The organism is Streptomyces sp. NBC_00683, from assembly GCF_036226745.1.
Lineage (GTDB): Bacteria > Actinomycetota > Actinomycetes > Streptomycetales > Streptomycetaceae > Streptomyces.
The window spans coordinates 6,546,679-6,559,458 of sequence record NZ_CP109013.1 but is presented as its reverse complement, the minus strand read 5'-3'; the positions used below and the strand labels follow the sequence as shown (position 1 = coordinate 6,559,458).

Below are 12,780 nucleotides of genomic sequence, written 5' to 3'. Positions count from 1 at the left end.
AACGCGCCCACCCCCCGGCCGGGGCCGGGAGGGGTGGGCGCGCCGCTGACCGTCAGCTGCCGTCGCGCAGGTCGCCGAGGCCGGCCGGCCGGTACGCGATCCGGTCGAAGGCCACCTCGCAGCCCTCGCCCGTGGGCGCCTGGGCCAGGAAGCCTGCCAGTACCGGCGCCTGCTCCGTCCCGAGGGCGAAGACGCGGACGAAGGTCCACTTCTCGCCGTCCTCGGAGGCGTGGAAGGCGAACGCCTTGCCGGTGCGGCTGAGCCGCAGCCACACGGTGTCACCGTCCACGACGAAGGAGTTGGCGTCGTCGGAGTGGCCGCGGGTGACGACCGTGCAGATGGTGGGGCGTTCCGGGGAGAGCTCGAAGCAGAGCTTCGCCCACTCCCGTTCACCGGCGTGCAGATAGAGCACGCCCGCGTCGAACGCCCCCGCGAAGCCCACCTTCACCCGGGCGGCCAGCTGGAAGTCGCCCTCCGGCACGGCACCCAGCAGGCGCGGGGCGTCGGAGGCGGGTTCCAGGGCGTCGCCGCCCGGCGGGACGAAGCGGTCCTGGCGGGCGCCCGCCCGGCCGGTCAGCACGCCGTCCTCGTACCCCCAGGCCCCCTCCGGGCCGAACGGCTCCAGCGGGAAGGGCACTTCGGGGAGGTGCACGGTCATACGCGGCGCCCGTCGACCCGGCGGGGCAGGCCCTGCGGGTTGTCCTCGCGCAGCTCCGGCGGGAGCAGCGCCTCGGGCGTCGACTGGTAGCTGACCGGGCGCAGCCAGCGCTCGATCGCTGTCGCGCCGACGGAGGTCGAGGTGGAGGTGGTGGCCGGGTACGGGCCGCCGTGGTGCTGGGCGGGGGCGACGGCGACGCCGGTCGGCCAGCCGTTGACCAGGACGCGTCCGGCCAGCGGGGTGAGCGCCGCGAGCAGACCGGCGGCACTGCCGTCGGCCTCCTCGGTGGCGATCTGGAGGGTGGCCGTGAGGTTGCCGGGGAGGCGGGAGAGGACGGCGGTGATCTCGTCCTCGGAGTCGTAGCGTGCGACGACGGTGACCGGGCCGAAGCACTCCTCCAGCAGCGCGTCGTGCGGGCCTTCGGCGGCCAGCCGCTGGGCGGGGACGGTCAGGAAGCCCGCGGAGACGGTGTGCTCGCTGCCCGCGCCGGGGGTGACGGGGGCCTCCACGTCCGCGAGTGCCGCCCTCTCGGCCACTCCCGCGACGAAGGCGTCCCGCATCCGGTGGTCGAGCATGACGCCCGCACCGGTGTCGCTGACCGTCTCGGTGAGGGACTTCAGCAGTCGGTCACCGGCCTCGCCGAACGGGGCGAAGACGAAACCGGGCTTGGTGCAGAACTGCCCCGCGCCCATGGTCATGGAGCCGCCGAGCCCTGCACCAATCTGCTCGCCGCGCTCCGCGGCGGCCGCGGCGGTGACGACGACGGGGTTGAGGGAGCCGAGCTCGCCGTGGAAGGGGATCGGGGTGGGCCGGGCCGCCGCGGCGTCGAAGAGTGCCCGGCCGCCGCGGATCGAGCCGGTGAAGCCGGCGGCGGTGACGAGAGGGTGCTTGACCAGCTCGACGCCCGCGTCGAAGCCGTGCACCACGGTCAGGACGTCCTCGGGCAGGCCGTTCTGCGCGGCGGCCCTGCGCAGGAGCGAGGCGCAGAGTTCGGAGGTGGCGGGGTGGTCGGGGTGCGCCTTGACGACGACCGGGCAGCCCGCGGCGAGCGCGCTCGCGGTGTCGCCGCCGGGGACGGAGAAGGCGAGCGGGAAGTTGCTGGCCGCGTAGACGGCGACGACACCGAGCGGGATCTTGTAGCGGCGCAGGTCCGGCCAGGGCGGGGTCCTGCTGCCGTCCTCGTGGTCGATGTGGATGTCGAGGAAGGACCCCTCCTCGACGACCTCCGCGAAGGCCCGCAACTGGGCTGCGGTGCGGGCGAGTTCGCCGGTGAGCCGGGCCGGGCCGAGCGCGGTCTCCGCGTCGGCGGCCTCGATGACGTGCTCCCCCGCACCGGCGAGCAGATCGGCCGCGGTACGCAGGAACGCGGCGCGCACCGTGCGGTCGGCCAACGTGTCGCGCACGGCATGCGCGGCCCGGACCGCGCGGTCGACCTCCTCCGCTGTAGCCTCCACCGCAACCTGCTCACGCGGGTTCCCGGTTCGGGGGTCGACGCTCCAGACTGGTGCTGCTGCCACCGTGTTTCCTTCCGGTCCACTGCCACACATCAGGAGTTGTTCGGTATTCTGAACAGAGTTCCTGATCGTGAATATGTAGGGGACTCTATTTCCGGGCGTTCCGTGTTGGCAAGAAGTCGCAGCGTTGCGCAGGTAGTACAAGAAGGCTGGAAGGGGCATAGGGCGATGTCGGTTGCCGAGTCCGGTGGGACACAGGTCAAGTCTGCGGTACGGACGGTGGAGCTCCTCGAATACTTCGCGGGGCGCCCCGGTATGCACTCACTGGCCGCCGTGCAGGAGGCCGTCGGATACCCCAAGTCCAGCCTCTACATGCTGCTGCGCACGCTGGTGGAGCTGGGCTGGGTCGAGACCGACGCGACGGGCACGCGGTACGGGATCGGGGTGCGGGCCCTGCTCGTCGGCACCTCGTACATCGACGGGGACGAGGTGGTCGCCGCCGCCCGTCCCACCCTGGACCGGCTCTCCGACGACACCACGGAGACCATCCACCTGGCCCGTCTGGACGGGACGAACGTGGTGTACCTCGCCACCCGGCAGTCCCAGCACTACCTGCGCCCGTTCACCCGCGTCGGCCGCCGGCTGCCCGCCCACTCCACCTCGCTCGGCAAGGCGCTGCTGGCCACCCACAGCGACGAGCAGGTCCGCAAGATGCTGCCCGAGACGCTGCCCGCGCTGACGGAGCACACCCTCACCGACCGCGAGAAGCTGATCGAGGAACTGCGCCTCATCCGCGAGCAGGGGTACGCGGTGGACCGCGAGGAGAACACGCTGGGCCTGCGCTGCTTCGGGGTCGCGATCCCGTACCGCACCCCGGCGCGCGACGCGATCAGCTGCTCGGTGCCCGTCGCCCGGCTCACGCCCGCGCACGAACAGATGGTCAAGGACGCCCTGTTCGACGCCCGCGACCGGCTGACCCTCGCGACCCGGAGGCTCTGACCCGTGCGCCTCGAACTGCGCGAGGTACGGGACGGCGACCTGCCCCTGTTCTTCGCCTTCATGAGCGACCCGGAGGCGACCCGGATGGCGGCCTTCACCAGCGCCGACCCCTCCGACCGGGCCATGTTCGACGCCCACTGGCAGCGCATCCGCGCCTCGGACACGGTGACCATACGCACGGTGCTCGCCGACGACGTGGTGGTAGGCAGCGTGGGGGTGTACGGGCCGCCGGCCGAGCGTGAGGTGACCTACTGGCTGGACAGGGCGCAGTGGGGCCGGGGGCTGGCGACCGCCGCGCTGCGCGCCCTGCTCGACACCGTGCCCGAGCGTCCCCTGCACGCGCGCGCCGCTGCCGACAACACCGGTTCGGTGCGGGTGCTGCAGAAGTGCGGTTTCGTCCTGACCGGCACCGACCGGGGCTACGCCCAGGCCAGGGGCGAGGAGACCGACGAGGTGCTCCTGCGGCTGGACGCCTGACACACCTGGGCCGACCGCCGGAGCAGCTGAGAAAACGGTGAGAAGGGACACGAACGGGAACGTCCCGGGCTCCCCCGCTCGTCCCTCCAGCGGGATGAACAAGACAATCAGGCGCGCTTCGGTCTTCTGCCTGCTCATGGTTCTCGCCCTGCTGGTGCGGGCGACCTGGGTGCAGGCGTACGAGGCCCGGGCGCTCGCAGACGACGAGCACAACCGGCGGAACACGATCGCGCAGTACGCGCAGCCGCTCGGTGACATCATCGTGGCCGGTTCCCCGGTCACCGGTTCGAAGGAGACCACGGGCGGCGACCTCCGCTACAAGCGGACCTACACCCAGGGCGAGCTGTACGCGGCGGTCACGGGCTACAGCTCACAGGCCTACGGCGCCACGCAGCTCGAAGGCATCTACAGCGATGTGCTCGACGGCACCGACAACCGGCTCAAGGATCCCGCCGCGGTCCTCACAGGCGAGCAGACCGCCCCGGGACAGGTGCTGACGACCATCGACCCGGACGTCCAAAAGGCGGCCTTCGAGGCGCTCGGCGACGACCGGGGCGCAGCCGTCGCGATGGATCCGGAGACCGGCCGGATCCTCGGCATGGTCTCCTCCCCGTCGTACGACCCGTCCGGCATCAGCGGGACGACCGACGGGGACGCCTGGCAGAAACTGCTCGACGACAAGAGCAAGCCCCTGGTCAACCGGGCGCTGCGGCAGCCGCTCCCGCCCGGCTCGACCTTCAAGCTGGTGGTGGCGTCGGCGGCCCTGGAGAACGGCCTGTACGACTCGGTCGACGAGCCGACGGACAGCCCCGACCCGTACACGCTGCCGGGCACGACGACGGTCCTGTCGAACGAGAACCCCTCGGCCCCCTGCGAGAACGCCACGCTGCGCACCGCGCTCCAGTACTCCTGCAACAACGTCTTCGCGAAGGTGGCCGCCGACCTCGGGCAGGACAAGCTGAAGGCGATGGCGGACGCGTTCGGATTCGACACCGAGAAGCTGGACGTGCCGGTGCGGGCCGCCGAGAGCGTGTACCCGACGGGCATGGACAAGGCGCAGACCGCGCTGACCGGCATCGGCCAGTTCGAGGTGACGGCGACGCCGATGCAGATGGCCATGGTCTCGGCGGCCCTCTCGAACGGCGGTGAGCTGGCCGCCCCGCACATGGTCTCCGAGGTGACGGACGCCGGCGGATCCACGCTGCAGGAGTTCGAGGACGGCGACACCGAGCGGGTCGTGTCGGAGTCCACGGCGGAGCAGCTGCGCAGTGCGATGGTCACCGTCGTGGAGGAGGGCACGGGCACCAACGCCCGGATCGACGGCGCGGAGGTGGGCGGCAAGACGGGTACGGCGCAGAACGGCGTGGACAACAGCAACACCCCGTACGCCTGGTTCACCTCGTACGCGAAGGACGACTCCACCGGCAAGCAGGTCGCGGTCGCGGTGGTCGTCGAGGACTCGGGGGCGGCCCGCTCGGAGGTCAGCGGCAACGGCCTGGCGGCGCCGATCGCGCAGAAGATGATGAAGGCGGCGCTCAAGGGCTGACACACGGTGGGTTCCGGCAGCGGCCGGAACCCACCGTGACCGCTACTTCACCCCGAGCAGCTGCTCGATCGGGTCGATGGCGAAGTACACCGCGAACAGCGCCGAGGTGCCCCACAGCAGCCAGTGCACCTCGCGCGCCTTGCCGAGGAACGCCTTGATGACGACGTACGCGACGAAGCCGGCGCCGATGCCATTGGTGATGGAGTACGTGAACGGCATCACGGCGATGGTCAGGAAGGCCGGGATGGCCAGCTCGAAGCGGTCCCAGTCGATGTGCTTGACCTGGGTCATCATCAGGAAGCCGACCGCGATCAGCGCAGGCGCCGCGGCCTGCATCGGCACGATGGTCAGGATCGGGGTGAGGAACAGGGCGAGCCCGAACAGGCCGCCGGTGACCAGGTTGGCGAACCCGGTGCGTGCGCCCTCGCCGACGCCCGCGGCCGACTCGATGTAGGTCGTGGCGGAAGAGGCGGACGCCGCGCCACCCGCGACGGCAGCCGCGCCGTCGATGAGCAGGACCCGGCCGAGGCCCGGGACCTGGCCGCGCTCGTCGAGCAGTCCGGCCTCGGCCGTGACGCCGACGACGGTGCCCATGGTGTCGAAGAAGTCCGACAGGATCAGGGTGAAGACCAGGAGCACCACGGTCAGCACGCTCACCTGCCCGAAGGAGCCGAACAGGTCGAAGTTGCCGAGGAGCCCGAAGTCCGGCGATGCGACGATCTCGTCAGGCATCTGGGGCACGGTCAGACCCCAGGACTTGACCTCGGCGAACTCGTTGACCAGAACGGCGACCACGGTCATCAGGAGGATGCTGATGAGGATCGCGCCCTTGACCTTGCGGGCGAGCAGCACGATCGTCAGAAGCAACCCGGCGCAGAAGACCAGCATGGGCCAGCCGCTCAGCGTGCCGGTGCCGAGCTGGACCGGCACGGTGGTCTGGGCGACATCCGGGATGCGTGTGACGAATCCGGCGTCGACGAAGCCGATGAAGGCGATGAACAGGCCGATACCGACGCTGATGGCTTGCTTGAGCGGCTGCGGAATGGCGTGCATCACCGCTTCTCGCAGACCCGTCAGGACGAGAACGCAGATCAGCAGGCCCTCGAGCACGATGAGACCCATCGCGTCGTCCCAGCTCATGAGAGGCGCGATCTGGAAGGCGACGACTGCGTTGAGTCCGAGCCCGGCGGCCAGAGCCAGCGGCAGATTGCCACCCACACCCATGATCACTGTCATCACGGCGGCCACCAGAGCCGTGGCCGTGACGAGTTGGACCGCATCGAGTTGGTCGCCGAACTTGTCCTTGGCGCTGCCCAGGATGATCGGATTGAGCACGAGAATGTACGCCATCGTGAAGAACGTGGCGAACCCGCCGCGTATCTCCCTCGCGTACGTCGAACCGCGCTCCGTGATGCGGAAGTAGCGATCCACCGCCGATCCGGATCCGGATCCTGATCCTGGCCCTGCGGCAGGCGTTCTGGCGGAATCCGCCTTGCCGGTCGCGCTGGTCTGCATGGTTTCTCCTGTTGTCTACGGATGGGCGCGAGGAGTGCACACCCCCAAGCGCGCGGGACGGCACGGCACGGAGGGGTCAACGCCCTGGTGGGATACGCCGATAGCCGCACAGCGGACGTCACGGACGAACGCACACGCGACGACGGGACGCGTGTGCGGATCATACGCGCGCCACAGGAGTGCCTGATTCCCTTATGGAAACAGGGAGTTACAGGATCTTCAGGTGCTCGGTACGCGTCATTCCGGTACTGCTTCTTGTTAATTTCTCCAAAATCGAGCCAGTAGGTTTCCACCAAATCCGACAACTGGCGATACAGGCCAATGGGCAGCATGACGATCGCCCCCTACCCTGTGCCCGTGCAGCATCACTCCTCAGCCGACCCGGCGCCCCCCTTCAACGCGCGTGCCTCTCGGGCCATGCGTGAGAGTTTGGGCATGGCTCCCGGGCATGTGGCCTACGGCATGCGCGCCTCATACGGGATGACCCACGTCACCGCGGATCACATCACCGCCTGGGAGCGCGGCACCTCCTTACCATCGGCATCCGAACTCGCGGCGCTGGCCGGGGCGTTGTGGTGTTCGCCGAGTCAACTCATCGGGGCGCCACGGAACTTGCGGGAGCACCGACTCGCGCGCGGGCTCGCCGTCGAGGACATAGCCCGCGCCACCGGACTGGATGTTCACGCCTACCACCACATGGAGTCGACCGGGGAGTGGACCGGCACCAGCCGCCAGTCCGTGGCACTCGCGGGGGTCCTCGCGCTCAACCCCCGGGACTTCATCACGGTGACCGGGCTGGACGGTGAACTGACGCAGATGCTGCACGACGCGGTCGGCACTCGCTGGCAGGCCCACACCCGCCCGATCGCCCGCCTGCTGTCCATGGACCGCCGCGAGCTGTCGGGCCCGTTGCGCGAGATGCACCAGGAGTACCAGGCGCTGATGACCGCGACCCTGAGCAGGGCCGGCGGTTCGTCCGCCTCGGGCGAGGCGGGCCAGCGCTACCTGGAGGAGATCCTGGACCACTTCTGGTCGAAACTCCCGCCCGCGGGTGCGGGTAGTTGACCTTGGTCCACAGGGTTCACGTTTTCGCCGTGTTACGTCTTACTAGGTTGTGCACCGTGTCGAAGCGCTTCCGCGGTGCGCTGGTACGCTCACGCACCGCGCCCGCGCTCCGCGGACCGGAACGGGAACGTATGCAGCCAACAGCCTGAGCGCACGGAATCGGATGCAGGGAGAACGTACCCGTGGGCACAGTCGTCGACGATGCTGCCGCCGCCGAGTTCCATGCGTTCTTCGAGGCGCACTATGCCGAACTCGCCCGGCTCGCCCATCTGCTGACCGGTGAGGCCGACGCGGCGGACGATCTGGCGGCCGATGCGCTCATGGCGCTCTGGCACCGGTGGGACCGGGTCAGGGGCGCCGACCACCCCGTCGCGTACGCGCGCGGGGTCGTCGCCAACCTGGCCCGTACGCGCATCCGCAGCGCCGTGCGTGAGCGCCGCAGGATCGCACTGTTCTGGGCGCCGCGCGGGTCCGGTGACGGATACGCCGTGGACGGCCCCGATGTGTCGGCGGTGGTGGACGTGCAGGGGGCTCTGCGGAGCCTGCCGTTCCGTAAGCGGGCGTGCGTGGTGCTGCGGCACGCCTTCGACCTGTCCGAACGGGACACCTCGCTGGTGCTGGGGATATCGGTCGGTACGGTGAAGAGCCAGACCTCGCGCGGTGTGGCGGAGCTGCAACGGCTGCTGGGCCCCGAAGCCCCCGCGGCGCAGAAGCAGGTGGCCGCCGCGGGGCAGCGCACCGGAGGAAGGCACTGATGGACGACGACCTGCGTGAGCGGCTGCGCCACGCCGCCGCCTCGCACCGCCCCGACCGGGAGCGGATGCTGGCCCGGATCGAGCGGAGCATGGCCGAGGAGCCGCCGGTCCGTCTCCCCCTGCGCACCCCGCACGCCCCGAAGCCGTGGCTCCGGGTCGTGGGCGCGACGGTGGCGGTGTGCGGGGTCCTGGCGGCCGGCGCGATCGCCGTGACCTCGGCGGGGCAGGGCGAGCAGGGCACGGGACAGCCGGGGCAGCAGGTGGCCGGTGAACCCGTGTCACCCGCGCCGGAGCCGTGGCCCTCCGCGCGGGGCGGTGCGCTGCCCGCCGAGAACGGGCCGCTGTGGTCGGACGGTTCGGTCGACCCCCACAGCAACAGGTACTGGGCGCAGAGCAATGTGACGCTCAGGACCACGCAGCCGCTGACCGAGCTCGCCGTCGAGCTCCGGGTCGCCCTGAACGGCGGGGTGGGCACCACCGGTTCCTGGCGGTCCCTTCCGGAGGAGGACTTCGTGGCCTCCGCGCAGCAGGAGGACGGCTTCCTCGTCTACCGGTGGACGCTGAAGCCGGGACGGAACGTGCAGGTGGGCACGCACACCTTCGCGGCGCAGTACAACCACGCCGAAGGCGTCCGGAGCGCGGGACGGGACGACTACACGGCGCGGGCCCGTGCGGCCGGCGGACCGGCCTCGGTGGGGGGCGGCTTCACCGTCGGCCGCTGAGGCACCCGGGCCGGACGGGGCGGGTGGTGCGGGGAAAGAGCGCCGGAAAATGATCCGTACACGGCAACCCTTCCGTGCGCCGGTGGCGACCAAGGAGCGCAACACTCCCCCACCACCGAGGAACGGAACACCGAACATGAGGGAACGAGCCGCACTCCGGCACACCCATCGGCGCCGTCCCGGCCGCCGCCGCATGGCAGCCGCGCTGACCGCGGCGCTGGGTCTCACCGGCGCCGCCCTGGCCACCAACGTGATGCTCCAGCCTGCCGGCGCCGCCGCCGCGGTGCCCGCCTGGCCCACCGCCCAGGGCAGCCAGGCCGTCTCGTCGACCATCGAGGTCTCAGGAACGTACGACGGCGGCCTGAAGCGCTTCTACGGGAGCGGCGACCTCGGCGACGGAGGCCAGGACGAGGGCCAGGACCCGATCTTCAAGCTGAAGGACGGGGCGACGCTGAAGAACGTCATTCTCGGCTCACCCGCCGCGGACGGCATTCACTGCTCCGGCAGTTGCACGCTCCAGAACGTCTGGTGGGAGGACGTCGGCGAGGACGCCGCGTCCTTCAAGGGCACGTCGACCGGCTCCGTGTACACGGTGTACGGCGGCGGCGCCCGAAAGGCCTCCGACAAGGTCTTCCAGTTCAACGGCGCCGGCAAGCTGGTCATCACGAAGTTCCAGGTCGCCGACTTCGGCAAGCTCGTCCGGTCCTGCGGCAACTGCTCCACGCAGTACAAGCGCGACATCATCGTCAACGACGTGGATGTGACCGTGCCGGGGAAGTCCCTGGTCGGCATCAACACCAACTACGGGGACACCGCCGCGCTGCGCTCGGTCCGCATCCACGGCGACAGCAGCAAGAAGATCAAGCCCTGTGTCCGCTACACGGGCAACAACACGGGTGCCGAGCCGAAGGAGACCGGCAGCGGCCCCGACGGCACGTACTGCCGCTACTCCTCGTCGGACATCAGTTACGACTAGGGTCACCGTTCACAAGGGCCAGGGTTCGGCGCGGACAGCGCCGGGCCCTGGCCGTGTTCCCCGCGGTCACACGCGGGGCCGCCAGTCGCCGAGGTAGTCGGCGGGGGTGTGCGCGCGGGCCTCCGACGCTGCGAGCTGGGGGCGGTTGCCGGGGACGGTGACGCGGGCGCCGGGGCCGGTGTTGCGGTACTCGGCGAAGCGCTGGTCCTGCCAGGGGAAGCCGGCGGACATGGTGGCGTAGGGCGTGACGGCGTCGATGCCCGCGCCGAGGTGGCTGTCGCGGACGGTCAGCATCGGCCGTGCGGTGAGATCGGACGAGGGCACCCAGGGGCGGGCCAGTTTGTAGTACGCGTCGGGGGCGGTGCTGGTGACCCGGGAGCGCAGGACCAGGTAGCCGTGCGGGTTGGCACCGGGGGTGCTGGGCGCGAAGACGAAGCCGTACGGGGCCGAAGCGAGGTCGGTACGGGTCAGGGTGCGGAAGTGGCAGCGGTCGTACACGGCGGTGGCGCGGCCGAACACGAAGTCGACGTCGCCCTCCACGTAGCAGTCGCGGTAGTACTGGCGGGCGAACGCGGTCAGGGAGAGCGAGTCGGCGTACAGGGTGTCCTGGTGGCCGAGGAAGCGGCAGCCGTAGAACGCCGAACGGTCGCCCTGGACCTTGATGGCGACGGCCTGGGTTCCGGTGTACTCGGGGTTGTCGGAGCGCAGCCAGTCGTTGGCGAAGGTCAGGTCGCGGGCGGTGAAGTCGGCGGCCTGGACCGTGACGGTGGCCGATCCGCTGGTGCCGTAGGTGCCCGAGCCGTCGGGCTTGGGGGTGCCGGCCGCGTTGTTGTGGACGATGACGGTGTCGCGCGGGTCGCCGCTCGCCCCGATGAGGGTGAGGCCGGCCCGGTCCGCCGGGACGGTGACCGTTCCGCGGTAGGTGCCGGGGGCGAGCACCAGGGTGTACCCGGTGCCGGCGGCCGCGGCCACGGCGGACCGGACGTCGGTGTGGTCGCCCCGGCCCTGCGGGTCGACGTAGAGGGTGCGGGGGTCCGGGCGGTCGGCCGGTGAGCCGTGGCGGCCGAACGGGCGGACCTGCGCGGGCCGGGCGTGTGCGGTGGGGGCGCCGACGGCGAGGGCGGCGCCCGCGCCGGCGAGCAGTGACAGCGCGCTGCGTCTGCTGGTCATGGCGGTACTCCTGACGTGGGAGGCGGGGAAAGTGAGTGGCCGGAGCGGCTCTCTCCGGGGTGGTGGGGAGAGTGCGGTGCCGCTCCGGCCGGTTCGGATGTGCGTCGTCAGCGGCCCGAGACCTTGCCCGCTCCGGCCTTGAGTGCGACGAGCACGGGGACGACGAGCGGGTGGTCGACCTTCGTGCGCAGCTCGGGCGTCCAGCCGGCGCCCACGGTGAGCTGCTCGGCGGGTACGCCCGCGTTGTGCACGGCGATCAGGTCGGTCTTGCGCCCGTTGACGTAGTTGTCGTCCGCGGTGAGGGAGGACTCGGACCACTTCTTGAGGACGGTGGCCTTGTCGAAGCCGCTGCCGAGGCTGAACGCGTTGTGCTCGGCGACGAGCTTGGATTCGAATCCGATGCCGTACGAGTAGCCGTAGGCGCTGCCCTTGGTGGCGACGAAGTGGTTGTTGTACGAGTCGACCTGGCCGAAGCGGACGCGGGGCGCGCGCTCCTTCACGTCCTTGAAGAGGTTGTGGTGCAGCGTGACGCGGAGCTTGCCGCGGTCGGTCGCACCTGCGCCGTCGCTGTTGCCGATGAGCATGGTCTTGTCGTGGTCCTTGAGGACGTTCCACGACACGGTGACGAGGTCGGCGCCGCGGACGATGTCGAAGAGCCCGTCGTGCTGCTGGAACACCTGGCCGAAGTACAGGGGCTGGTCGGCGTCGGGCCGGTCACCGTCGCTGAAGGTGTTGTGGTCGACCCAGACGTGGGTGGAACCGTAGACGACGAGGTTGTCGTACTCGGAGTTCCAGGCGCCCTTGTCCCCGTCGGTGGGGTCCCACTGGGGGAAGCAGTCGTAGGTGTCCTCGAAGGCGATGTTGCGGATGATGACGTTGGAGACGCCCTTCACCTGCAGGCTGGCGCCGATGATCGTCGCGTCGTCGCCGACGCCGACGAGGGTGGTGTTGGAGGGGACGTTCACGTTGACCGCGGCCGCCTGCAGCTTCGCGGAGGCCACCCGGGCGTCCTCCAGCGGACCCGACGGGACCTCGGCCGTGCCCCAGACCGCGGGGTCGTAGGCCGCGAGGTACTTCTCCAGGGTGTAGCCGTCCTGCTCGTAGTCCGCGCAGCCGATCGGGGTGCCGTTGACGTCGGAGTTGCCGTGGACGGTGCCGGCGATTCTGATGATCTTGGGGGCGTCGCCCGCGTCCTGGAAGGCCGCGATGAGCTCGGCTCTGTTCGTGACGGTGTAGATGTGGTCGGGAGTGGCCTGCGAGCCGCCCGTGGTGGAGCCGTCGGCCGCGGCCCAGCCGTCGCCTGCGGGAAGTACGGCGCGCTCGATCCCGTTGCCGTGGTGGTGCGGGGCCGCCTGGGCGGGGACGCTCACGGCGAGGGCCAGCGAGGCGCAGCCGAGCACCACGGCGGTGGCACGGGCATGAGTGATGCGTGCGGGCATGGCG

Annotated in this window: 12 protein-coding genes; 7 read left to right on the top strand and 5 right to left on the bottom strand. The window is 70.6% G+C overall.

Annotated features, from left to right (window positions below; genetic code table 11):
• Nucleotides 1-52 precede the first annotated feature (52 nt).
• Both OG257_RS29245 and OG257_RS29240 read right to left on the bottom strand, forming a co-directional pair.
• Entirely contained in the window at nt 53-658 is a 606-nt protein-coding gene (locus OG257_RS29245) for a DUF1349 domain-containing protein (RefSeq protein WP_329212357.1), read from the bottom strand.
• The gene (locus tag OG257_RS29240; RefSeq protein ID WP_329212355.1) at nt 655-2,175 is read right to left on the bottom strand and encodes an aldehyde dehydrogenase (NADP(+)); all 1,521 of its coding nucleotides are present in this window, start codon (nt 2,173-2,175) and stop codon (nt 655-657) included. Before OG257_RS29240 ends, OG257_RS29245 begins: the two co-directional genes overlap by 4 nt.
• 165 nt (nt 2,176-2,340) lie before the next feature.
• On the opposite strand from OG257_RS29240, the gene OG257_RS29235 reads away from it, so the two are divergent.
• From OG257_RS29235 to OG257_RS29225, 3 genes are all read left to right on the top strand, one after another.
• Nucleotides 2,341-3,111, top strand: coding sequence for an IclR family transcriptional regulator (locus tag OG257_RS29235; protein ID WP_329212353.1), 771 nt, complete (start codon nt 2,341-2,343; stop codon nt 3,109-3,111).
• Between the two features lie 3 nt (nt 3,112-3,114).
• Complete coding sequence (locus OG257_RS29230; protein WP_329212351.1) at nt 3,115-3,588, top strand: GNAT family N-acetyltransferase; 474 nt, start codon at nt 3,115-3,117, stop codon at nt 3,586-3,588.
• Nucleotides 3,589-3,682: 94 nt separating this feature from the next.
• Nucleotides 3,683-5,134, top strand: coding sequence for a peptidoglycan D,D-transpeptidase FtsI family protein (locus OG257_RS29225; RefSeq protein WP_329212349.1), 1,452 nt, complete (start codon nt 3,683-3,685; stop codon nt 5,132-5,134).
• A gap of 42 nt (nt 5,135-5,176) precedes the next feature.
• Here the strand turns inward: OG257_RS29225 and OG257_RS29220 are convergent, their stop codons facing one another.
• Nucleotides 5,177-6,649 carry an NCS2 family permease gene (locus tag OG257_RS29220; protein ID WP_329212347.1) on the bottom strand — a complete coding sequence of 491 codons (1,473 nt, stop codon included), beginning with the start codon at nt 6,647-6,649 and terminating at the stop codon, nt 5,177-5,179.
• 435 nt (nt 6,650-7,084) lie between these two features.
• On the opposite strand from OG257_RS29220, the gene OG257_RS29215 reads away from it, so the two are divergent.
• The 4 genes from OG257_RS29215 (at nt 7,085) to OG257_RS29200 (ending at nt 10,167) form a co-directional block, all read left to right on the top strand.
• The gene (locus OG257_RS29215; RefSeq protein WP_329212345.1) at nt 7,085-7,714 is read left to right on the top strand and encodes an XRE family transcriptional regulator; all 630 of its coding nucleotides are present in this window, start codon (nt 7,085-7,087) and stop codon (nt 7,712-7,714) included.
• Nucleotides 7,715-7,896: 182 nt separating this feature from the next.
• Nucleotides 7,897-8,469 carry a SigE family RNA polymerase sigma factor gene (locus OG257_RS29210; protein WP_329212343.1) on the top strand — a complete coding sequence of 191 codons (573 nt, stop codon included), beginning with the start codon at nt 7,897-7,899 and terminating at the stop codon, nt 8,467-8,469.
• A complete protein-coding gene (locus OG257_RS29205) occupies nt 8,469-9,191 on the top strand; it encodes a hypothetical protein (protein ID WP_329212341.1) in 723 nt (240 codons plus the stop codon). The genes OG257_RS29210 and OG257_RS29205 overlap by 1 nt, the downstream gene beginning before the upstream one ends.
• A gap of 136 nt (nt 9,192-9,327) precedes the next feature.
• Nucleotides 9,328-10,167 (top strand): pectate lyase, encoded by an 840-nt coding sequence (locus OG257_RS29200; protein ID WP_329212339.1) that lies wholly within the window; start codon nt 9,328-9,330, stop codon nt 10,165-10,167.
• Between the two features lie 66 nt (nt 10,168-10,233).
• On the opposite strand, the gene OG257_RS29195 is transcribed toward OG257_RS29200, so the two are convergent.
• A complete protein-coding gene (locus tag OG257_RS29195; protein WP_329212337.1) occupies nt 10,234-11,337 on the bottom strand; it encodes a pectinesterase family protein in 1,104 nt (367 codons plus the stop codon).
• 107 nt (nt 11,338-11,444) lie between these two features.
• Complete coding sequence (locus tag OG257_RS29190) at nt 11,445-12,776, bottom strand: pectate lyase family protein (RefSeq protein WP_329212335.1); 1,332 nt, start codon at nt 12,774-12,776, stop codon at nt 11,445-11,447.
• Nucleotides 12,777-12,780 lie beyond the last annotated feature (4 nt).

Bases quoted from the DNA above. Each gene is read 5' to 3' on its own strand.
- OG257_RS29245 (WP_329212357.1), bottom strand. From the start codon at position 658: ATGACCGTGCACCTCCCCGAAGTGCCCTTCCCGCTGGAGCCGTTCGGC.
- OG257_RS29235 (WP_329212353.1), top strand. From the start codon at position 2,341: ATGTCGGTTGCCGAGTCCGGTGGGACACAGGTCAAGTCTGCGGTACGG.
- OG257_RS29225 (WP_329212349.1), top strand. From the start codon at position 3,683: ATGAACAAGACAATCAGGCGCGCTTCGGTCTTCTGCCTGCTCATGGTT.
- OG257_RS29220 (WP_329212347.1), bottom strand. From the start codon at position 6,649: ATGCAGACCAGCGCGACCGGCAAGGCGGATTCCGCCAGAACGCCTGCC.
- OG257_RS29215 (WP_329212345.1), top strand. From the start codon at position 7,085: ATGGCTCCCGGGCATGTGGCCTACGGCATGCGCGCCTCATACGGGATG.
- OG257_RS29205 (WP_329212341.1), top strand. From the start codon at position 8,469: ATGGACGACGACCTGCGTGAGCGGCTGCGCCACGCCGCCGCCTCGCAC.
- OG257_RS29200 (WP_329212339.1), top strand. From the start codon at position 9,328: ATGAGGGAACGAGCCGCACTCCGGCACACCCATCGGCGCCGTCCCGGC.
- OG257_RS29195 (WP_329212337.1), bottom strand. From the start codon at position 11,337: ATGACCAGCAGACGCAGCGCGCTGTCACTGCTCGCCGGCGCGGGCGCC.
- OG257_RS29190 (WP_329212335.1), bottom strand. From the start codon at position 12,776: ATGCCCGCACGCATCACTCATGCCCGTGCCACCGCCGTGGTGCTCGGC.